This window comes from Nonomuraea insulae (assembly GCF_042656245.1).
This window is the reverse complement of the sequence record NZ_JBHSPA010000038.1, coordinates 22,647-41,466: the sequence shown is the minus strand read 5'-3', so window position 1 is coordinate 41,466 and position 18,820 is coordinate 22,647. Positions and strand designations below refer to the sequence as shown.

At 71.0% G+C, this 18,820-nt stretch carries 21 protein-coding genes; 7 read left to right on the top strand and 14 right to left on the bottom strand.

The genetic code is table 11. The features are described from left to right. The first annotated feature begins 50 nt into the window (after positions 1 to 50). On the top strand, positions 51 to 563 hold the full coding sequence (locus ACFPZ3_RS32180) for a peptide deformylase (protein WP_379518052.1): 513 nt from the start codon (positions 51 to 53) through the stop codon (positions 561 to 563). Here ACFPZ3_RS32180 and ACFPZ3_RS32175 read toward each other — a convergent pair. The 3 genes from ACFPZ3_RS32175 to ACFPZ3_RS32165 are packed head-to-tail and all read right to left on the bottom strand — an operon-like array spanning position 502 to position 1,587. Further along, a complete protein-coding gene (locus ACFPZ3_RS32175) occupies positions 502 to 777 on the bottom strand; it encodes a WhiB family transcriptional regulator (RefSeq protein ID WP_379518051.1) in 276 nt (91 codons plus the stop codon). The genes ACFPZ3_RS32180 and ACFPZ3_RS32175 overlap by 62 nt on opposite strands. Positions 778 to 829: 52 nt before the next feature. Continuing rightward, entirely contained in the window at positions 830 to 1,000 is a 171-nt protein-coding gene (locus tag ACFPZ3_RS32170) for a hypothetical protein (RefSeq protein ID WP_379518050.1), read from the bottom strand. Continuing rightward, positions 997 to 1,587 (bottom strand): D-glycero-alpha-D-manno-heptose-1,7-bisphosphate 7-phosphatase, encoded by a 591-nt coding sequence (locus tag ACFPZ3_RS32165; RefSeq protein ID WP_379518049.1) that lies wholly within the window; start codon positions 1,585 to 1,587, stop codon positions 997 to 999. Before ACFPZ3_RS32165 ends, ACFPZ3_RS32170 begins: the two co-directional genes overlap by 4 nt. A 661-nt stretch (positions 1,588 to 2,248) precedes the next feature. Here ACFPZ3_RS32165 and ACFPZ3_RS32160 point away from each other — a divergent pair. Continuing rightward, a complete protein-coding gene (locus ACFPZ3_RS32160; protein WP_379518048.1) occupies positions 2,249 to 3,436 on the top strand; it encodes a glycosyltransferase in 1,188 nt (395 codons plus the stop codon). Between the two features lie 88 nt (positions 3,437 to 3,524). Next, positions 3,525 to 4,490, top strand: coding sequence for a UDP-glucuronic acid decarboxylase family protein (locus ACFPZ3_RS32155; RefSeq protein ID WP_379518047.1), 966 nt, complete (start codon positions 3,525 to 3,527; stop codon positions 4,488 to 4,490). On the opposite strand, the gene ACFPZ3_RS32150 is transcribed toward ACFPZ3_RS32155, so the two are convergent. From ACFPZ3_RS32150 to ACFPZ3_RS32115, 8 genes are all read right to left on the bottom strand, one after another. After that, complete coding sequence (locus ACFPZ3_RS32150; RefSeq protein ID WP_379518046.1) at positions 4,487 to 5,437, bottom strand: NAD-dependent epimerase/dehydratase family protein; 951 nt, start codon at positions 5,435 to 5,437, stop codon at positions 4,487 to 4,489. The genes ACFPZ3_RS32155 and ACFPZ3_RS32150 overlap by 4 nt on opposite strands. 48 nt (positions 5,438 to 5,485) lie before the next feature. Then, on the bottom strand, positions 5,486 to 6,298 hold the full coding sequence (locus tag ACFPZ3_RS32145) for a class I SAM-dependent methyltransferase (RefSeq protein WP_379518045.1): 813 nt from the start codon (positions 6,296 to 6,298) through the stop codon (positions 5,486 to 5,488). Positions 6,299 to 6,303: 5 nt separating this feature from the next. Next, the gene (locus ACFPZ3_RS32140) at positions 6,304 to 6,948 is read right to left on the bottom strand and encodes a TetR/AcrR family transcriptional regulator (protein WP_379518044.1); all 645 of its coding nucleotides are present in this window, start codon (positions 6,946 to 6,948) and stop codon (positions 6,304 to 6,306) included. A 129-nt stretch (positions 6,949 to 7,077) separates the two neighbouring features. Beyond that, positions 7,078 to 8,301, bottom strand: coding sequence for a cysteine--1-D-myo-inosityl 2-amino-2-deoxy-alpha-D-glucopyranoside ligase (mshC, locus tag ACFPZ3_RS32135; RefSeq protein ID WP_379518043.1), 1,224 nt, complete (start codon positions 8,299 to 8,301; stop codon positions 7,078 to 7,080). 10 nt (positions 8,302 to 8,311) lie between these two features. Further along, positions 8,312 to 8,962, bottom strand: a complete 651-nt coding sequence (locus ACFPZ3_RS32130) for an NRDE family protein (RefSeq protein ID WP_379518042.1) — start codon at positions 8,960 to 8,962, stop codon at positions 8,312 to 8,314. A gap of 32 nt (positions 8,963 to 8,994) precedes the next feature. Beyond that, positions 8,995 to 9,762: an SCO1664 family protein gene (locus ACFPZ3_RS32125; protein ID WP_379518041.1), complete on the bottom strand. Its 768-nt coding sequence runs from the start codon at positions 9,760 to 9,762 to the stop codon at positions 8,995 to 8,997. Continuing rightward, a complete protein-coding gene (locus tag ACFPZ3_RS32120) occupies positions 9,759 to 10,307 on the bottom strand; it encodes a DUF3090 domain-containing protein (protein WP_379518040.1) in 549 nt (182 codons plus the stop codon). The genes ACFPZ3_RS32125 and ACFPZ3_RS32120 overlap by 4 nt, the downstream gene beginning before the upstream one ends. A 9-nt stretch (positions 10,308 to 10,316) precedes the next feature. Then, positions 10,317 to 11,003 carry an MSMEG_4193 family putative phosphomutase gene (locus tag ACFPZ3_RS32115; protein WP_379518039.1) on the bottom strand — a complete coding sequence of 229 codons (687 nt, stop codon included), beginning with the start codon at positions 11,001 to 11,003 and terminating at the stop codon, positions 10,317 to 10,319. A gap of 64 nt (positions 11,004 to 11,067) precedes the next feature. On the opposite strand from ACFPZ3_RS32115, the gene ACFPZ3_RS32110 reads away from it, so the two are divergent. Then, entirely contained in the window at positions 11,068 to 12,015 is a 948-nt protein-coding gene (locus ACFPZ3_RS32110) for an aldo/keto reductase (RefSeq protein ID WP_379518038.1), read from the top strand. A 202-nt stretch (positions 12,016 to 12,217) separates the two neighbouring features. Further along, positions 12,218 to 13,027 carry a hypothetical protein gene (locus tag ACFPZ3_RS32105; RefSeq protein WP_379518037.1) on the top strand — a complete coding sequence of 270 codons (810 nt, stop codon included), beginning with the start codon at positions 12,218 to 12,220 and terminating at the stop codon, positions 13,025 to 13,027. A 356-nt stretch (positions 13,028 to 13,383) separates the two neighbouring features. Here the strand turns inward: ACFPZ3_RS32105 and fabI are convergent, their stop codons facing one another. Together fabI and ACFPZ3_RS32095 are read right to left on the bottom strand one after the other, a co-directional pair. Then, entirely contained in the window at positions 13,384 to 14,148 is a 765-nt protein-coding gene (gene fabI, locus ACFPZ3_RS32100; protein WP_379518036.1) for an enoyl-ACP reductase FabI, read from the bottom strand. A gap of 1 nt (position 14,149) precedes the next feature. Then, positions 14,150 to 14,845 carry a beta-ketoacyl-ACP reductase gene (locus ACFPZ3_RS32095; RefSeq protein WP_379518035.1) on the bottom strand — a complete coding sequence of 232 codons (696 nt, stop codon included), beginning with the start codon at positions 14,843 to 14,845 and terminating at the stop codon, positions 14,150 to 14,152. 77 nt (positions 14,846 to 14,922) lie between these two features. Here ACFPZ3_RS32095 and ACFPZ3_RS32090 point away from each other — a divergent pair, with 77 nt between their 5' ends. Continuing rightward, positions 14,923 to 16,416 (top strand): TldD/PmbA family protein, encoded by a 1,494-nt coding sequence (locus tag ACFPZ3_RS32090; protein ID WP_379518034.1) that lies wholly within the window; start codon positions 14,923 to 14,925, stop codon positions 16,414 to 16,416. 14 nt (positions 16,417 to 16,430) lie between these two features. Then, complete coding sequence (locus ACFPZ3_RS32085; protein WP_379518126.1) at positions 16,431 to 17,786, top strand: metallopeptidase TldD-related protein; 1,356 nt, start codon at positions 16,431 to 16,433, stop codon at positions 17,784 to 17,786. A gap of 119 nt (positions 17,787 to 17,905) precedes the next feature. Here ACFPZ3_RS32085 and ACFPZ3_RS32080 read toward each other — a convergent pair whose 3' ends face one another. After that, positions 17,906 to 18,463 (bottom strand): arsenate reductase/protein-tyrosine-phosphatase family protein, encoded by a 558-nt coding sequence (locus ACFPZ3_RS32080; RefSeq protein ID WP_379518033.1) that lies wholly within the window; start codon positions 18,461 to 18,463, stop codon positions 17,906 to 17,908. Positions 18,464 to 18,820 lie beyond the last annotated feature (357 nt).

Below are 18,820 nucleotides of genomic sequence, written 5' to 3'. Positions count from 1 at the left end.
AAGGCAGGACCTTAGGGATTGGCGGCGCGCGCTTCAGGGAAACGTTCGTCATGACGACGCCGCCTATCGGGGAGCTTCGGGTGACGGTCCGGCCTATTCGTATGTTCGACGATCCGGTGCTCCGCTCGGTCGCGGCGCCGATCAAGGATTTCGATCGGGAGTTGCGGCGACTGGTCAAGTCGCTGACCGCCACCATGCGGGCCGGTTCCGGCCGCGCGGGCCTGGCTGCCCCGCAGCTCGGGGAGCCGGTGCGGGTGCTGGTCTACTCCTACGACGGCAAGGCCGGCCATCTGGTCAACCCCCGGCTGGAGTTGTCGGAGCGGCGGGTGACCGCCGACGAAGCCTGCCTTTCCGCGCCCGGAGTGTGGTGGCCACTGGAACGTTCCTACATGGTCACCGCGCGTGGCCGGGACATGTTCGGCAAGCCCGTGACCGTGCGGGCGCTCGGCGTGCTGGCCAGGGTGCTGCAGCACGAGGCCGACCACCTCGACGGCGTGCTGTTCAGCGACCACCTCGAAGCTGCCGAGCGGGAACGTTTTCTCGCTGAGGCTCTGCCGGGCTGAGCTCGCGCCGCTGGCCGGGATCAGTGCCACCCCAGACGCCGTACGCCTGTCTGGTGCTCAGCGCGTACTGCAGGCACGGCTCGCGCACGGGGCAGCCGTCGCACACTTGTTTGGCCCGCTCGACCTGGGACTGGCTCGGACCTTCCATGGAGATCGGGAAGAACAGTTCCGGGTCCAGGTCGAGGCAGGCGGCCCTGCGTGTCCAGTCGAGCATCATCATCATGCTCCTGGCGCCTACCCATCGGTTCCGGCGTCATACCTCATCGTCACAGCGAGGCGGGCAGCCGGCCCCAGGGCGCCTCGCGGGCGCGCCGGGGCCGGTCGAAGGTGACCGCCCGTTCCCGGCCATCGGGACCACGGCCGGGAACGGGCGGCGGCACACATCCGTGGGCTCCCCTGACGAACGAGCCGTGCGCGTGCCGGATGAGGATCCTCACCAGCGGCTCCAGCCCATGGCGCGGGCCCAGGGCGCCGAGATGGCCGGCACGGGGCCCTCCGCGTCGCTCAGGACACGCTCCACGACGTCGGCCAGGTCGTCCGCGACCTCGGCGGCCTCCTTGATCTCCGCCGCCGGCGTCTCCTGGGTCGGCACCAGGATGCCCCTGGCCCCGGCCGCCCTGGCGGCCTCCATGTCGCGGCCGATGTCGCCCACGACCACGCAGTCGCGGGGGCTGACGTCCAGCACGGCAGCGGCTCTGATGACGAGTCCCGGCGCGGGTTTGCGGCAGGTGCAGCCGTCGGCGTCGTCGTGTACGCAGATCGCCCACGCGTCGAACGGCCCGAGCAGCTCCTCCACCTTGGCGTTGACCTGGTCCATGTCGTCCGGGGACAGCAGGCCCTTGGCGACGCCCGACTGGTTGGTGACCACGGCCAGCGGCACGTCGGCCCGCCTCAGCCTGCCCAGCGCCTCGATCGCACCCGGCATGGGCTCCACCAGGTCCGGGTCGCCGTTGTACAGCACGTCCCTGATCAAGGTTCCGTCCCGGTCGAAGAGCACGGCCCCGGGACGTCGCTTTTCGAACACCCTTCACCTCCGTCGCGTGTCGGGGCAGCTACCCGGCCCCCGGCCCGGCAAACAACTACCCAGAGTGAGCGATATCCAGAGGTCGCGCCTGTTTTCCCACGTCACGAGCTTGCCGAAGGTTTGAGAGCCGCTTCTCTCGGTAGCGGTTCGACATCCCAAGGGGGAGGAAGCATGAAATTTCCGGCATCAACACGATCTTCCACGACGCGGTCGGCGGGAAGATCGTGGCCGCGGCGAAGGAGGGCGGAATCTGGCCGCCGACGGACGATAACGGCAAAAGCGCAGCTCAGCGGCCATCGCCGGATAGAGGCAAATTTACGGGGAACTTGCTAGGCGTCGGCGCCGATGCCGACAAAGGCGCGTATGTCGTGGTGCACCCAGGAACCTCGGCTCCCGCCCGTACCTGGCCTGCTGACGACATCGCCAGACCGTACGGGAGTTGGCCGACGACGGGCATCAGGTCGTCGTCACCGGTACAGAACGTGAACTCACCGCCATGGCCGGCGACGTCGGCGCAGGCCTCGGCGGCGTGACCACATTCGCGGAACCGGCAGTCGTACGGGGGTGCCCTCGGAGTTGCCGGGCGAGCGGCACTGAGGCACCCGCGCCTGTCCCAAGTGACAAGTGAGCAGGTGGTCAAGGCAGTGAGGGAGCTGAGGCAGTGAAGGTCGATCTCATCTCGGAGCACGCGGACCCGCTGGCGGCGGTCGGCGGCGTGGACTCCGGCGGCCAGAACGTCTACGTCGCCGCGCTGGCCGTAGCCCTCGCCGAGCGCGGGCACACGGTCGTCGTACACACCCGGCGATCCTCCGAGGCGCAACCGGAGTCGGTGAGCCTCGCGCCGGGCGTCACGGTCGAGTACGTCAAAGCCGGGCCCGCGGCCCCCGTCCCCAAGGACGACTTGCCCCCGTACATGCCGGAGTTCACCGAGCGACTGGCCGCGCGCTGGGCCGCGCGACCGCCGGACATCGTGCACGCGCACTTCTGGATGAGCGGGCAGGCCGCGCTGCGGGCCGCCGGCGGGCTGCCGGTGGTCCTGACCTACCACGCGCTCGGGACCGTCAAGCGGCACTGGCAGGGCGACGCCGACACCAGCCCCGCGCACCGGATCGAGACCGAGCGTGAGATCGGCCAGCGGGCCGACGCGGTGCTGGCCACCTGCGGCGACGAGGTGCGCGAGCTGTGCGCGATGGGCGTGCCCGAGCAGCGCATCGCGGTCGTGCCGTGCGGGGTGGACCTGTCGGCGTTCCGCCCGGACGGGCCGGTGGCGCCGCGTACGAGCGGGGGCATGGTGCTCAGCATCGGCCGGATGGTGCCGCGCAAGGGCGTGGACACGGTGATCAGGGCGATGCGCCAGCTTCCCGGCGCCGACCTGGTGATCGCCGGCGGCAGGCAGGACGACGAGGAGGCGGTCAGGCTGCGGGAGCTGGCCGAGGGGTACGGGATGGGGCACCGCGTCCACGTCATCGGCAGCGTGCCGCGCGAGCACGTGCCCGCGCTGATGCGCTCGGCCGACGTGGTGGTGACGGTGCCCTGGTACGAACCGTTCGGCCTGGTCCCGGTGGAGGCCATGGCGTGCGGGGTGCCCGTCGTGGCCTCGGCGGTCGGCGGCCACCTGGACACGGTCGCCGGCTGCGGCGTGCTGGTGCCGCCGCGCCGGCCGCGCGCCCTGGCCAGGGCGCTGAGAGACGTGCTCGGGAGCCCGGAGCGGCGGGCGGTGCTCGGCGCGGCCGGTGCCCGCAGGGCTCGCGAGCGATACAGCTGGCCGCGCGTGGCCGAACTCACCGAGGGCGTGTACACGCAGGTCATCGATGGCAAGGTCGGCCAGCTGGCGGCCCTGGGCGGTTGATCATGGATGCGCGGGCGCGGCCCGCTCACGGCCGCGCCCGCGCCAGAGAGGTATCCGAAGTCGTCGACGCTGCCTTGGAGGTCATGTCATGAGGGCTCTGGTCACCGGGGGCGCCGGGTTTCTCGGCTCCTATCTGTGCGAGCGACTGCTGGACGAGGGCGCCGAGGTGGTCTGCATGGACAGCTTCCTCACCGGCGGGCCGCGCAATGTCGAGCACCTGCTGGAGCGGCCGGAGTTCCGGCTCATCGAGTGCGACCTGGCGGGGTACGTGCACGTACCGGACCGGCTGGATCTCGTGCTGCACTTCGCCTCGGCCGCCTCGCCGGCCGACTACCTGCGCTACCCGATCGAGACGCTGCGGGTGGGCAGCGTCGGCACCCTGCACGCGCTGGGGCTGGCCAGGGAGAAGGGCGCCAGGTTCGTGCTCGCCTCCACCAGCGAGGTGTACGGCGACCCGCTGGAGCACCCGCAGAGCGAGACGTACTGGGGCAACGTCAACCCGGTGGGCCCGCGCAGCGTGTACGACGAGGCCAAGCGCTTCGCCGAGTCGCTGACCACCGCCTACCGCCAGTCGCGCGGCACCGACACGGGGATCGTGCGCATCTTCAACACCTACGGCCCGCGCATGCGCCCGTTCGACGGCCGGGCGATCCCGACGTTCATCCGGCAGGCGCTGACCGGCGAGCCGATCACCATCACGGGTGACGGCTCGCAGACGCGCTCCATCTGCTTCGTCGAGGACACGGTGTCGGGCATCCTGGCGATGGCCCGCAGCGACTTCGCCGGTCCCGTCAACATCGGCAACCCGGACGAGCTGACCATGCTGGAGCTGGCCACCCTGATCAGGGACCTGACCGGGTCCTCGTCGGAGATCACGTTCATCGACAGGCCCGCCGACGACCCCAAGGTCAGGCGGCCCGACACGTCGCTGGCGGCCGAACGGCTCGGCTGGCGGGCCGAGATCCCGGCCTCCGACGGGCTCCGGCGCACGATCGACTGGTTCTCGGCCGAGCTGGCCGCCGTCGTGCAGTTCGAGGACCTGCAGGTGGGCTAGCGTTCGTTGCCCGCGCGAAGCCAGGCGAGGTAGTCGGCCACGCCGCGCTCGACGTCGTAGGCGGGCTCGAAGCCGGTGTCCTCGCGCAGCCGGGTGGTGTCGAGCCACATGTCGATCGTGTCCGGGCCGCGGCCCTCCTGGAGGTCGGCGCGGGCGTCGGGGACGAGCTTCCTGATCGCCGCGACGACCTCGCCGTTGGTGGTCAGGCGGCCGGAGGCCACGTTGTACGTGGGGTGCCGCAGCCGCTCGGCCGTCTGCAGCAGGGCGATGGCGCGCCCGCAGTCCTTGGCGTAGCACAGGTCGAGGCCGTCGCCCAGGTGGAACCTGGACGCGCCCGGCTCGGTGCCGCGGGCGGCGGCGTGGACGAGCTGGGCGGCGGCGAAGAACGGGTCCGGGGCGTGCCCCAGAGGGCCCCAGATGGCCCCGATGCGGTAGGACACCGTCTCGACGTCCGTGACCTCGGTGAGGTGGTCGGCCATCAGCTCGCCGATCTTCTTGAACCTGGGGATCGGGTGGGGGGAGGTCATCGGCAGCGGCAGGTCCTCGCTGAGCGCGCCGGTCGCGGTGACGCCGGCGTACACGCCGATGGTGCTGGCCAGACCGAGCCGCCGCACCTTCCACTCGCGGGCCGCGTTGAACACGTTGAGCAGGCTCGCCATCGCCTGCCGCGCGCCGTCGATCGGCTCGTGCGCCCCCGGCGGCCACGGCATCGACCCGGCGAGGTGCACGATGCCGGTGATCTCGTGGCGCTCGCCGATGGCGAGCAGGGCGCGCTCGTCGGTCAGGTCGGCCCGCTCGACGAAGAGCCGCTCGCCGGCCTCCTCGGCGAAGGCGGCGGGGACGTGGGCGGGGCGGCGCTGGACGAGCACGCAGGACTCGCCCAGGTCGAGCAGCGCGCGGGTGGTGTGCGTGCCGATGAAGCCCAGCCCGCCCGTGATGAGAATCATTGTTAGCTCTCCCGATCGTCAGCCTTACTGATAATCAGGCTAACACACTTAGAAGCGGTAGTGCAGCACCACGTTGCCGCGCCTGGACAGGGCGGTGCCGGGCGCGCAGAGCCGGGTGAACAGGCGCAGCACCGGCGGGAACTGGGCGACCTCGGGCTCTCGCGTGCACAGGATCTCCCTGACGAGCCTGATCCGGGGATTCCAGCTCTCCGGCACCCGGGGGTCCTCGAACCCGGGGAACCTGGTCAGGCCCGCGATCGAGCGCGCGCCCGGATAGTGCTTCTGCGCCCAGACGGCGAACCTGCTGTAGCCGTTGAAGGCGATCTCCCCGCTGGGGAAGTGCTCGACGAGGCGGTTCACCAGCGTGACCATCTCCTCTTCCGACAGGAACGCGATCAGCCCGTCGGCCACGATCACCGCCGGCCGGTCGGCGGGCAGGTCCTCCAGCCAGCCGGGGCCGGTCAGGTCGGCGCCTGTCCCGTGCGGGGTGGCCTCCTTCGGCAGGAGCCGCCGCCGGGCCTCGATGACCTCGGGGAAGTCGATGTCGTACCAGTCGGCCGAGCCGATGCGCAGCGCCCGGCTGTCGAGGCCGGCCCCGAGGTCGAGGCCGATGCCGTCGGGGTTGCGGGCGAGGAAGCCCTGGGCCACCTCGTCGAGCTTCTTGGCCCGGTGCGCGATGTTGAGCGCGCCGCTGGGGCTGATGTGCAGTTTGCTGTAGTCGTAGCCGCTCTCGCGGACGATCCGGTCGGCCGTCGCGTCGCCGAGGATCCGGTGGGACGAGCGGTTGTCGAGCGCCCTGCCGCACAAGGTCAGCCACAGGCTGTCCTGCAGCGGCGTGAGCGAGGGAATCGTGGTGGCCATGGTCGTCAGTCCTCTTTCCGCCAGGTTTCGGCCAGCGCGTCGCCGGCCGCCTTGAGCACGGCGTCGTCGGTGTAGAGGCCGTGGGTGTAGAGCTCGAGTGTGGGCAGCGCCAGCCGCCGCAGGACGTCGGGGCCGAACTCGTCGTGACCGAGCGCGCGCGCCAGGGACGGCGGCATGGTGAGCGTGGCCAGGCTGGTCAGCACGCTGAAGACGGCGAGCGCCCGCACATCGGAGGAGGAGCGCATCGAGCCGTCGGCGATCCCCGCCCGCAGAGTCGCCTCCGTCTCCTCCACCATGGCGTTCACGAACGCGGCGCCGGCCGGCGAGTCGTCCTCGACGGCGCGCGCCATGTAACGCACGTGCAGGTGGTACTCCTCAGGGTCCGCCAGGTATTCGCCGGCCAGGCCCTGCAACCCGGCCGCGCCGGCGCCGCGCCCCCTGTGGGTCAGCGCCCCCAGAACGTGGTCGTCGCAGACGGCACGCAGCTTCTCCTTGCTGCCGAAGTGGTGGATGACCAGGCCCGCGCTCACCCCCGCCGTGGCCGCGACGGCGCGCAGGTTCGTCTTCTGGAAGCCGTCGCGGGCGAAGTGGGAGATGGCGGCGTTGCGGATCTTGGCCTGAGCGGTCAGGTCCGAATGCGCTGAACACATGTTCAGTAGACTAAACACATGTTCAGTACGAGCGCAAGCCTGAGCGCCGTGTCACCGGGCACGGCGGGTGTAGCTCACGTGGGACGGCGCCTGCGGCCGGTCACGCGGACCGGCCGGAGCGCCGCCTGGTTAAAGCGCTATCCCGAGCAGGGCGTCGGTCAGGTCCTTGACCAGGGCGGAGGCGCCGGGGTCTGAGCCGCCACCCTTCAGTGCCCGCTCCACCCAGTCGTCGATCGCGGCCAGCGCGCCCGGGGAGTCGAGGTCGTCGGCGAGGCGCTCGCGTACGGTGGCCAGCAGGTCGTCGGCAGGGGGCGCGGCGGCCAGCCCGATGGCCGAGCGCCAGCGCGCCAGCCTGCGCTCGGCGGCGGCGATCAGCTCCGGCGTGTACTCCCAGTCGGCCCGGTAGTGGTGGGCCAGCAACACGAGCCTGACCGCCATCGGGTCGTGCTGACGGCGCAGCTTGGAGACGAAGACCAGGTTGCCCTTGGACTTCGACATCTTCTCGCCGTCGAGCGCCACCATCCCGGCGTGCGTGTAGAACTTCGCGAACGGCCACTCGCCGGTCGCGGCGTGTCCCTCGGAGGCCCCGCACTCGTGGTGGGGGAAGATCAGGTCCGAGCCGCCGCCGGCCACGTCGTAGCCGGCGCCCAGGTTGTCGAGGGCGATCGCGGTGCACTCGATGTGCCAGCCGGGCCTGCCCCGGCCCATCCGCGACTCCCAGGCCGGCTCGCCGGGCCGTTCGGCCCGCCACAGCAGCCAGTCGAGGGGGTTTCGCTTGCCCGGCCTGTCGGGGTCGCCGCCGCGCTCGGCGAACAGGGCCAGCATCTCGCTCTCGGCGTAGCCGGACACCTGGCCGAACTTGGGGGCGTCGGCCACGCTGAAGTAGACGTCGCCGTCCAGGACGTAGGTGACGCCCTTGGCCGACAGCTTGGCGATCAGATCCGCCACCCGGCCGACGACCTCGGTGACGCCCACATACTCGCGGGGCGGCATGATCCGCAGCGCCTCCATGTCGCCGCGGAACAGCTCGATCTCCCGCTCGGCCAGGTCCTGCCAGCCGATGCCGGTCTGCTCTGCCCGCTCGAGCAGCGGATCGTCCACGTCGGTGGCGTTCTGCGTGTAGTGCACCTCGTGGCCCGCGTCGCGCCACATCCGGCCCACCAGGTCGAAGGCGTGGTAGGTGTTGGCGTGGCCGAGGTGGGTGGCGTCGTAGGGGGTGATGCCGCAGACGTACATCCTGGCGGTGGGACCGGGGTCGGTCTGCCGTACCTGCTTGGCGGAGGTGTCGTAGAGACGCAGCGGAATGCTCTCACCTGGGAGCTTAGGAACATTCTGGGCAGACCACGATCGCATGCCTTTGAGCCTATCCGTCCCGGTCGGCGGTCAGGTCGGTGAATTCGAACGTCACCGCGTCCGGCGCGATCTCGACCTCCATGACCGACAGGGAGGCGAAGATCCGGCCGTCCGGCAGCTCGTGCCGGACGATGAGCGAGCCGCGATCGCCGGACGGCTCCTCGGCGATCAGCTCCCGCCAGTCGGCGGTGCTCCGGAACCGCGGCAGGTACGCCGCCACCCGCTCGCTCTCGGGATCCAGGCCCGAGTTGACGACCATGCTGGTGCCCTCGGGGAAGCCGGAGACGGCCAGGCGCCCGCCGTCCCAGCTGAACAGCCGCACCCCCGTCAGGTCGGCGAGCACGAGGTGGAAGGGGTCGTAGCGGGTCAGGTCGGCGTCGGGCATCTCCCCCGTGTACGCCGCCCGCAGCGCCAGATCACCCCGCGAGATCTTCGTCTTCTCCGCTGCGGCCTTGCCGTGGCCGTTGAGCAGCGCCGCGGCGCGACGGGCCGCCGGGTTGACGGCCAGCCACGTGCCCCCGGCCTTCAGGTCGCGCCCGCCGATCACGCCCGGATATTCCGGCCAGTGCTCCCCCGGCCCTTCCCATGGCCGGTCGGCGAACTCGTCCCTTACGCCCATGAGCGTCAGCCGCCGCCCGGTTCTTACGATCAGCGTGCACATGGGCAAAGGGTATTAAACGGGTTTGGGGTATCTCAGATGGGGGGCCAGGGTATGGCGGGCCACCCCTCCGACGGGTATGGGTGCACGCCGGTGTCCAGCAGTTTCCTGACCCGCTGCCAGGTGGCCTCCACCTCCGCCAGCGTCAGCAGCTCACGCAGCCTGCGCCCCAGCGATCCGGACTCGATGTCGCGTTCGAGCTTGGCCAGCACCGCCACCGCCTCGCGGGCCAGCGGCTTGCCGCGCCACTGCCAGAGCACCGTGCGCAGTTTGTCCTCGGCGGAGAAGCAGACCCCGTGATCCACCCCGTAGACGTGCCCGGTGGGCAGCGGCAGCAGGTGGCCCCCCTTGCGGTCGGCGTTGTTGACCACCGCGTCGAACACCGCCATCCGGCGCACCACCGGGTTGCGGCTCTTGACCAGCCGCATGAGGTCGATCTCGCGCTCGGTGTCGATCCAGAGCTGGCACATGCCGGGACCGAAGGGCCCGTCGCGGTGGACGGTGGGCGGCACGATGCGCCAGCCGGTGGCCTGGGAGACCTCGAACGCGGCCACCTCGCGGGCGGCGAGGGTGCCGTCGGGGAAGTCCCAGAGGGGGCGCTCGCCGCGTACGGGCTTGTAGACGCAGGCGGCCGAGCGCGAACCCAGCTTGACCGAGCAGTAGAGCGTCATGTTGGTCGCCTCGACGAGGCGGCCCGCGACCTCCAGGCTGCCGTCACGCAGCAGCGTGAGGGCCTCCTCGTCATGCATGGTCGGCGGTTTGGAGGGAGGCTTGACGGCCGGTTCGCTCTCCGGAGCGGTCATGAAGCCGCCTCACCCCCGCGATAGCCGTTGAGGCGGACGCAGACGTGTCCGGCGGCGTCGAGCGGCTGTCCGCACAGGGGGCACGGCGGTCTGCCCGCCGCGACGATCTGGAGGGCTCGCTGGGTGAAGGCGCGCGCGGCGCCCGCGCTGATGCGCACGCGCAGGACAGCGGGGTCGGGGCCGTCGAGATCGTCTTCGTCGATGACCTCCTGCGCTTCTATCACCACTTGCGATTTCTCGGCATCCCAGGTCAGCGCCATGGTGCCGACGCGGAAGTCCTCCGCCAGCGGCACGTCGAGAGGCGCCTCGTCAGCCAGGTCGGCCGGGGCCAGCGCGGGCACCTGCGCGGTGCCCCCGCTGAGCCGCAGCACCTCGTCGAGCAGCTCGTCGAGCCTGCCCGCGAGTGCGGCGACCTGCAGCTTCTCCAGCGCCACCGTGGTCAGTCTGCCCTCGGCCCTGGCCTGCAGAAAAAAGACCCGTGCGCCCGGCTGCCCCAAGGCACCGGCGACGAACCTTTCTGGTGGGTCGTAGTCGAAGACCGGCATAGCCTGACCTTACGTGGTTCCGGGCCCGCCGCCGACGGCGGCATCGCTCCCGGTGATGTTTTCTCCCCCGTCTTTCTCCTCCGAATCCTCAGGAAGCCGCAATTCCCCCATGTCGTTAACCCTGAGAACAAAGGGGCGCAAGGGGGTATAGCGAATGACAGTGAGGGCCGCGGGATCGGCTGTTATCCGCTGAAACTGATCGAGGTGAAGGCCCAGCGCGTCCGCGACGATCGCCTTGATCACGTCGCCATGGCTGCAGACCAGGTAGACAGCCTTCTCCCCCAGGTGTTGGTTCCACTCCCGGACCGCCGAGACGGCGCGATGTTGCATTTCGGACAGGGACTCCCCTTCCGGGAAAGTCACCGCGCTGGGGTGCGCCTGCACGACCTGCCACAACGGGTCCTTGGCGAGTTCCTTCAACGGCTTGCCGGTCCACTCGCCGTAGCCGCACTCGATGAAGCGGTCCTCGATCCGCACCTCCAGTTCGCGCCCTTGGGCAACCGCTTGCGCCGTTTCCCGGCAGCGCTCCAGCGGACTGGAGACAATGGCGTCGAGCCTGACGCCCGCGACGCGACCGGCGAGCGCGGCGGCCTGCGCACGGCCCGCCTCGCTCAGATGCACTCCCGGAGTACGGCCGGCCAGCACCGGTCCTGTGAGGTCCGTCAGCCCGTGCCGGGCCAGAAGCAGCGTGGTCATCCCGCAAGTGTCGCAGGCGTCGATCACGACGTTTCATCCACCCGGACGGTAACCTGGCGGGATCATGGAGCAGCGCTATGTCGGCCACAGCGGCCTGTCGGTGTCCCGGCTGGGGCTCGGCACGATGACCTGGGGGCGTGACACCGACGCGGACGAGGCCGCCGCCCAGCTCCGCACGTTCCTGGACGCGGGCGGCAACCTCGTCGACACGGCCGACGTCTACACCGGCGGCGACTCCGAGCGGCTGCTGGGGCGGATGCTCCGCGACTCCGTGCCGCGCTCGGAGCTGGTCATCTCCACCAAGGCCGTGGTCACCCCGACCGGCCGGCGGCCGCGCGACGCCTCCAGGCGCCACCTGATCGCCGCGGTCGACGACTCGCTCAACCGGCTCGGGCTCGACTACGTCGATCTGTGGCAGCTGCACACCTACGACGCCGAGGTGCCCCTGGAGGAGACCCTGGCGGCGCTCGACGCGATCGTCTCCTCGGGCCGGGCCGTCTACGCGGGCGTCTGCGACTACGCCGGCTGGCAGCTCGCCGCCGCGGCCGTCACCCAGAAGACGGTCCCCGGCCGCATCCCGATCACCTCCGCGCAGGCCGAATACTCGCTGCTCGCCCGCGAGCCGGAGCGCGAGCTGCTGCCCGCCGCGGCCCACCTGGGCGTGGGCGTGCTGGCCTGGTCGCCGCTGGGGCGAGGGGTGCTGACGGGTAAATACCGCACCGGCATCCCGGCCGACTCGCGCGCGGCGACCCCGCATTTCGCCGACTTCGTCCGCCCCTACCTGGACGAACGGTCCCGCCGCGTGGTGGAGTCCGTCATGACCGCCGCCGACGGGCTCGGCGTGTCGCCGCTGGCCGTGGCCCTGTCCTGGGTGCGCGACCAGCCGGGGGTCGCCTCGGCGATCGTCGGAGCCCGTACGCATGCGCAGCTCAAGGGCGTACTGCCCGCCGAAGACGTGGTGCTGCCGATAGAGATCCGAGAGGCCCTCGATGACGTGTCGTCCCTCGACTGACCGGCCCTGCCACCACGCGGCCTGTGCTCGTGATCACGTTCCGCCGGACGTGATCTGCCACCGCCCCCCGGCCGACCGGGAACAAGAGACTCTTTCGCATGTCACTAGTCGATACCGAATCGCAACTTTACCCGGCAAAAGCCTGCGTCTGAGGCGCGATGTCCATAAAGATTTCCTCCGGAAGCAACGCAGGAGGGGACGGATGGGGAGCAGGACCGCGATCTCGGCTGGAGTCCTCGCGGTGGCGCTGGCGGCCGTCCCGGTGGCGGCGCCCGCCGCCTCGGCAAGCGCACAGGACTGTACGCGCGAGGGCGGTCTGCTCTCGGGGGTGACCAACGCGCTGTGCGACGTCGTGGGGGTGGTCACGGGCACGGTCGACACGCTGACCGGCGGAGTGGCCGATCCGCTGACGAACGGGGTGGACAAGACCACCGACGAGGTGCTGGGCCGCGTCGGGGAGGCGGTGCCGACCACCAAGTCCACTCAGGCCCCGCCCTCGACTTCCCGGACGCCCAAACCGGGAAGGACGGGGCAGCAGGAGTCTCTCGGGGACGCCTGCCCGCCGGTCGTGGCCTGCGACGGCCAGGGGGTCGACAAGCTCTCCCCGCGTCCCACGCCTTCCGCCGAGCGCACCCGTACACGGGAGGAGGGGGCCACCGCCACGTCCTCCAGGACGCCGCTCCCCAGCCGTCCTGAGAGCCGGCCTCAGCTGGTGGGCACGCCGCCGCCGGTCGCCCAGAAGAAGACGGCCCACGCGGAGGAGCCCCGCGTCGACCTCCTGTGGCCCAACCCGTTCGCACACGAGCTGGCTGTGCCCATGCAGGACCAGCGCGTCGTGCGCCCTAGCCCGCCGGCCTCCGACGTGCTGGGGACGGTGCTGACGATCGCCCTGCTGGGGTCGGCCGTCTTGGCCACCCGCATCGTCCAGCAGCGCCGGCACCGGACGGAGCCCACGGAGTCGATCCCCTTCGAGCCCGGCCGCGCCTCCAACGGCCGCCACCGCCTGGCCTGACCCCTCCACCCCGACCCGCCCGGCCCCACCGCACACGCACCGGGCCGTTGTCACCTCACCGCCGCGCGCCTTCACCGCACACCGACCCGCCGACGTGGCGCTCCAGGAGTACCCGCGGCGTCCCGATCCGGCGTGCCTTGAGCAAGTGCGGCATCCCGACCCAGCGCGCCTTGGGTAACTGCGGCGTCCCAGCCCAGTCGGCGCCCAAAGGACGACCGGCGTCGGCCGAACGCGCGGCCCTCAGCCCACGGCCCGCGGCTGGGGAGGCGCCGCCTGCGGAACATCGTCGCGGCGCGCTGCCCGCAGTGCGTGATCAGTAGCGATCGCGAGGGGGCTGAGGTTTCCGAGGGGTGGTGTCAGGAGCCGATGGCGTGGACGCCGCCGTCCACGTGGACGATTTCGCCCGTGGTCGCCGGGAACCAGTCGGACATCAGGGCGACGCAGGCCCGGGCCGCCGGGAGGGTGTCGGAGAGGTCCCAGCCCAGCGGGGCCTTCGCCGGCCAGCTGTCCTCGAACTCCTTGAAGCCCGGGATGGACTTGGCCGCCATCGTGCGCAGCGGCCCGGCCGCCACCAGGTTGACGCGGATGTTCTGCTTGCCGAGGTCGCGGGCCAGGTAGCGGTTGCAGGACTCCAGGCCGGCCTTGGCGACGCCCATCCAGTCGTAGACGGGCCACGCCTTGGAGGCGTCGAAGTCGAGGCCGACCACGGCGCCGCCCTCCTTCATGAGGGGCAGGCAGGCCACGGCCAGCGACTTGTAGGAGTATGTGGACACCTGCAGCGCCGTGGCGACGTCCTCCCAGGAGGTGTTGAGGAAGTTGCCCCCCATCGCCGTCTGCGGGGCGAAGCCGATGGAGTGGACGACCCCGTCGAGCCCGTCGACGTGCTCCCCCACCCGGTCCGCGAGCGTGTCGAGGTGGTCGTTGTTCTGGACGTCGAGCTCCAGCACCGGCACCGGGGCGGGCAGGCGCTTGGCGATGCGCTCCACCAGGCTCAGGCGGCCGAAACCGGTCAGGACGACCGTGGCGCCCTCTTCCTGGGCCAGTTTGGCCACCGAGAACGCGATCGAGGCGTCGGTGAGTACGCCGGTGACGAGGATCCGTTTGCCTTCGAGAATGCCCATGTCAGTGCCCCATTCCAAGTCCGCCGTCCACCGGGATCACGGCCCCGGTGATGTAGGAGGCGTCGTCGCCGGCCAGGAAGCGTACGACGCGCGCCACCTCCTCGGGGGTCGCCTGACGCCCGAGGGGGATGTTGGCCACGATCGCCTCGTGGTCGAGCTCGGCCGTCATGTCGGTGGCGACGAAGCCGGGCGACACGACGTTGACCGTGATGTTGCGCGAGCCGTACTCGCGGGCCATGGAGCGGGCGAACCCGATCAGGCCGGCCTTGGAGGCGGCGTAGTTGGTCTGGCCGGCCTGGCCGGTCAGGCCGATGACGGAGGAGATGAAGATGACCCGCCCGCGCTTGAGCCGCATCATGGGCCTGATGGCCCGCTTGGCCACGCGGTAGGCGCCTGTCAGGTTGGCGTCGATGACGTCGGTGAAGGTCTCTTCCTTCATCATCGCCAGCAGGGTGTCCTTGGTGACGCCCGCGTTGGAGACCAGGACCTCTACCGGGCCGTGCTCCGCCTCGACCTTGTCGAACGCGGACTCGACGTCGGCCATGCTGGTGACGTCGCAGCGCACGCCGAACAGGCCCTCGGGCGGCTCCCCCGATCGGTAGGTGACCGCGACGGCGTCGCCCGACGCGGCGAGTTCACGGGCGATCGCGAGGCCTATGCCGCGATTGCCTCCGGTGACGAGTACTGAGCGTGCCATGAGATCTGACGGTATCTCGTAACGGCGCGTATCGGCTTGTCCGGGAGGTACAAGATCACAGGGTTAGGATCGTGGACATGCGCCAGATCGACCCCGATTTCCTGGAACTGCCGCTGCGCCGGCTCGCGGACGCCGCCTTGCAACGCGCTCGCGAGCTCGGTGCCGAGCACGCCGACTTCCGCCTCGAACGTGTCAGAGCCGAGACCCTGAGTCTCTACGACGCCCGCCTAGAAGGCGCCATGGACGCCGACGACCTCGGTTACGCCGTGCGCGTGGTCAAGGGCGGCACCTGGGGGTTCGCCGCCGGCATCCATCTAACACCCGAGGCGGCCGCCGTGGTGGCCGAGCAGGCGGTGCGGGTGGCGGAGGTGAGCGCCCCGATCAACAGAGAGCCCATCGAGCTGGCCCCCGAGCCGGTGCACGCCGAGGCCGTGTGGGTGTCGGACTATGACGAGGACCCGTTCGAGGTGCCGTCCGCCGACAAGGTGAGCCTGCTGGCGGAGTGGTCGGCCGGGCTGCTGAAGGGCGCCGACCACGTCTCGGCGCGGCTGCTGCAGGTCAAGGAGCAGAAGTTCTACGCCGACACGGCCGGCACGGTGACGACGCAGCAGCGGGTGCGGGTGTTCCCGAGGCTGAACGCGATGAAGGCGGCCGGGGGCGGCTTCGACGACATGTCGACGATCGCGCCGCCGGTCGGACGCGGGTACGAGTACCTGACGGGCACGGGCTGGGACTGGCAGGCAGAGCTGTCCAGGCTGCCCGAGCTGCTGGCGGAGAAGCTGGCCGCGCCCTCGGTCGAGGCGGGCGACTACGACCTGGTGATCGATCCGTCCAACCTGTGGCTGACGATCCACGAGTCGATCGGCCACGCCACGGAGCTGGACCGGGCGCTGGGCTACGAGGCGGCGTACGCGGGCACCAGTTTCGCCACGTTCGACCAGCTCAACGAGTTGGTCTACGGCTCGCCCGTGATGAACGTGACCGGCGACAGGACGGTCGCCCACGGCCTGTCCACGGTCGGCTACGACGACGAGGGCGTGGCGGGGCAGAGCTTCGACATCGTCAAGGACGGCATCCTGGTGGGCTACCAGCTCGACCGGCGGATGGCGCTGATGAAGGGGTTCGGGCGGTCGAACGGGTGCGCGTTCGCCGACTCGCCGGGGCACATGCCGATTCAGCGGATGGCGAACGTGTCGCTGGCCCCCGCCCCCGGCGGACCCTCGACCGAGGAGCTGATCTCGGGGGTCGAGCGGGGCATCTACATCGTCGGTGACAAGAGCTGGTCGATCGACATGCAGCGCTACAACTTCCAGTTCACGGGGCAGCGCGCGTACAAGATCACTAACGGCAGGCTGGACGGGCAGCTCAAGGACTTCGCCTATCAGGCGACGACGACGGACTTCTGGCAGTCGATGGAGGCGGTCGGAGGGCCGGAGACCTACGTGCTGGGCGGCGCCTTCAACTGCGGCAAGGGGCAGCCGGGGCAGGTCGCGCCGGTCAGCCACGGATGTCCGTCGGCTTTGTTCAGGGGCGTGCGGATCCTCAACACGGTGCAGGAGGGCGGCAAGTGACAAGCCCGCAGGAGATGGTGGAGAGGGCGCTCGAGCTCTCCCGTAACGACGGCTGTGTGGTGCTGGTGGACGAGGGGTCCACGGCCAACCTGCGCTTCGCGGGCAACACGCTGACCACGAACGGCGTCGCCCGCTCGTCCCGGGTGACCGTGATCTCGATCGCGGGGCAGGGTGTGGGCGTGGTGTCGCGGGCGGCCGTACGCGATGATCAACTCGCCGACGTGGTGGCGGCGGCCGACGCCTCGGCGCGCGACGCCCAGCCCGCCGAGGACGCCCGCGCGCTCGTCGAGGCGGGGCCCGCCTCGCCGCACTGGGACGAGGCGGTGCGGCCGACCGACATCGAGGTGTTCGAGAGGTTCGCGCCCGCGCTGGGCGAGGCGTTCTCGACGGCGGAGGCGAGCGGCAGGCGGTTGTACGGGTTCGCCGAGCACTCGCTGACCTCGACGTTCCTCGGCACGTCCGCCGGTGTGCGGCTGCGGCACGATCAGCCCACCGGGCGGCTGGAGCTCAACGCCAAGTCCGCCGACCTGAAGCGTTCCGCGTGGACCGGCGTGTCCACCCAGGACTTCACCGACGTGGACGTGGCCGCGCTCGACTCCTCGCTGGCGCGGCGGCTGGAGTGGGCCAAGAACAGGGTCGACCTGCCCGCGGGCCGCTACGAGACGCTGCTGCCGCCGAGCGCGGTGGCCGACCTGATGATCTACCTGTTCTGGTCGTCGGGAGCCAGAGACGCGCTCGACGGGCGTTCGGTGTTCGCCAAGCCCGGCGGGGGCACCCGCGTCGGCGAGCAGCTCGGCCGGCTGCCGGTCTCGCTGTCGGGCGATCCTGGGGCGGCGGGCATCGCGTGCGCGCCCTTCGTGACGGCGCACGCCTCCAGCCGTGAGAGCTCGGTGTTCGACAACGGGCTGCCGCTGGGGCCGACCGACTGGGTCAAGGACGGGCGGCTTGAGGCGCTGCTGCAGACCCGCTACTCGGCGGAGCTGAGCGGGCTGCCGGTGACGCCGGGGATCGACAACCTGATCATGTCAGGGCCCGAGGGCGGGAAGTCGCTGGAGGAGATGATCGCCTCGACGCGGCGCGGGCTGCTGGTCACCTGCCTGTGGTACATCCGCGAGGTCGATCCGCAGACGTTGCTGGTGACCGGGCTGACCAGGGACGGGGTCTATCTGGTCGAGCACGGCGAGGTCGTGGGCGAGGTGAACAACTTCCGCTTTAACGAGAGCCCGGTGGACCTGCTAGGGCGGCTGAGCGAGGTGGGGGCGAGCGAGCGGACGCTGCCGCGCGAGTGGGGCGACTACTTCCAGCGGACGGTCATGCCCGCGGTACGGGTGCCCGACTTCAACATGTCCACGGTCAGCCAGGCGAGCTGACGCTCCAGGCGGTGGCACCGGCCCTCTTCGGCCTCGGGCCAGGAGGGCCGGCCCCCGGTGCGCACGGGCGGCCTCATTTGTGATGTGATCGCCGTCATCATCCGCGCGCGGTCTGCCGTTCAGCGGGGGCCCAGGAGGGCGGCCAGGGCGTGGCTGAGGGCCTCGCCCAGCGTTTTGGCGCACCTCTCGTAGCCTTCCGGCGGGCCTCCGTACGGGTCGTACACCTCCGTCGCCCGGCGCTCGGCGCGGCGTCCGGCGGCGGACTCGACGATCGCGCGCGCCCGCTCCGCCGTGTCGGAGCGGTAGCGGCGCTGGCTCGCGCCCGCCGCCAGCTCGGCGAACTCCGGCAGCGTGAACGCCTTCCGCCGCGCCGCCGGGTCGAGGCCGACCGCCAGGGCGCTGTGCTCGTTCTCCATGGTCAGCAGCAGGTCCGATGACCTGACGAGGGCCGGGTCGAGCAGGCGGGCGCGGTGCGCGCGGCCGTCGAGTCCCAGCCTGTCCAGGGCGGTGACGGCGTGTGGTGCCATGGGGTGGCCGACCATCGCGCGCACGCCTGCGCTCTCCGTGGCCGCGGGGAGGGCCGAGGAGTGGAGCATCGCCCGGGCGATCACCTCTGCCATGGCGGAACGGCAGATGTTGGCCGTGCACACCAGCAGGATGCGGAACTCACTGCTCACACCGGCCAATCTAACCGCTCGCGGTCTCCCGGGTCAGGGGGTCCGACCCTCGGAACGGGCGGGTGCATTGTCACCCCCGTCGGGATGGGCGGGCGCGTTGCCGCCGCCGTCGGGATGGGCGGGCGCGTTGCCGCCGCCGTCGGGATGGGCGGGCGCGTTGCCGCCGCCGTCGCGGCGGGGCTGAGATGGACGCTGAGGCGGTTCTGGGGGCGCTCCGGGGTCGTGACGCCGGCCGGGGCTCATATGGCCAACCGGGCGATCAGAGCGCCGACACAGCGATCAGGCGGTCAGGCGTGGCACCGGGGCCAGGACGGTGGCGCGGTGGCGTAGCGGTCAGGACTGTGGCGCAGCAGCCGG

Bases quoted from the DNA above. Each gene is read 5' to 3' on its own strand.
- ACFPZ3_RS32180 (WP_379518052.1), top strand. From the start codon at position 51: ATGACGACGCCGCCTATCGGGGAGCTTCGGGTGACGGTCCGGCCTATT.
- ACFPZ3_RS32175 (WP_379518051.1), bottom strand. From the start codon at position 777: ATGCTCGACTGGACACGCAGGGCCGCCTGCCTCGACCTGGACCCGGAA.
- ACFPZ3_RS32155 (WP_379518047.1), top strand. From the start codon at position 3,525: ATGAGGGCTCTGGTCACCGGGGGCGCCGGGTTTCTCGGCTCCTATCTG.
- ACFPZ3_RS32150 (WP_379518046.1), bottom strand. From the start codon at position 5,437: ATGATTCTCATCACGGGCGGGCTGGGCTTCATCGGCACGCACACCACC.
- ACFPZ3_RS32145 (WP_379518045.1), bottom strand. From the start codon at position 6,298: ATGGCCACCACGATTCCCTCGCTCACGCCGCTGCAGGACAGCCTGTGG.
- ACFPZ3_RS32140 (WP_379518044.1), bottom strand. From the start codon at position 6,948: ATGTGTTCAGCGCATTCGGACCTGACCGCTCAGGCCAAGATCCGCAAC.
- mshC (WP_379518043.1), bottom strand. From the start codon at position 8,301: ATGCGATCGTGGTCTGCCCAGAATGTTCCTAAGCTCCCAGGTGAGAGC.
- ACFPZ3_RS32130 (WP_379518042.1), bottom strand. From the start codon at position 8,962: ATGTGCACGCTGATCGTAAGAACCGGGCGGCGGCTGACGCTCATGGGC.
- ACFPZ3_RS32125 (WP_379518041.1), bottom strand. From the start codon at position 9,762: ATGACCGCTCCGGAGAGCGAACCGGCCGTCAAGCCTCCCTCCAAACCG.
- ACFPZ3_RS32120 (WP_379518040.1), bottom strand. From the start codon at position 10,307: ATGCCGGTCTTCGACTACGACCCACCAGAAAGGTTCGTCGCCGGTGCC.
- ACFPZ3_RS32115 (WP_379518039.1), bottom strand. From the start codon at position 11,003: ATGACCACGCTGCTTCTGGCCCGGCACGGGCTGACGGACCTCACAGGA.
- ACFPZ3_RS32110 (WP_379518038.1), top strand. From the start codon at position 11,068: ATGGAGCAGCGCTATGTCGGCCACAGCGGCCTGTCGGTGTCCCGGCTG.
- ACFPZ3_RS32105 (WP_379518037.1), top strand. From the start codon at position 12,218: ATGGGGAGCAGGACCGCGATCTCGGCTGGAGTCCTCGCGGTGGCGCTG.
- fabI (WP_379518036.1), bottom strand. From the start codon at position 14,148: ATGGGCATTCTCGAAGGCAAACGGATCCTCGTCACCGGCGTACTCACC.
- ACFPZ3_RS32095 (WP_379518035.1), bottom strand. From the start codon at position 14,845: ATGGCACGCTCAGTACTCGTCACCGGAGGCAATCGCGGCATAGGCCTC.
- ACFPZ3_RS32090 (WP_379518034.1), top strand. From the start codon at position 14,923: ATGCGCCAGATCGACCCCGATTTCCTGGAACTGCCGCTGCGCCGGCTC.
- ACFPZ3_RS32085 (WP_379518126.1), top strand. From the start codon at position 16,431: ATGGTGGAGAGGGCGCTCGAGCTCTCCCGTAACGACGGCTGTGTGGTG.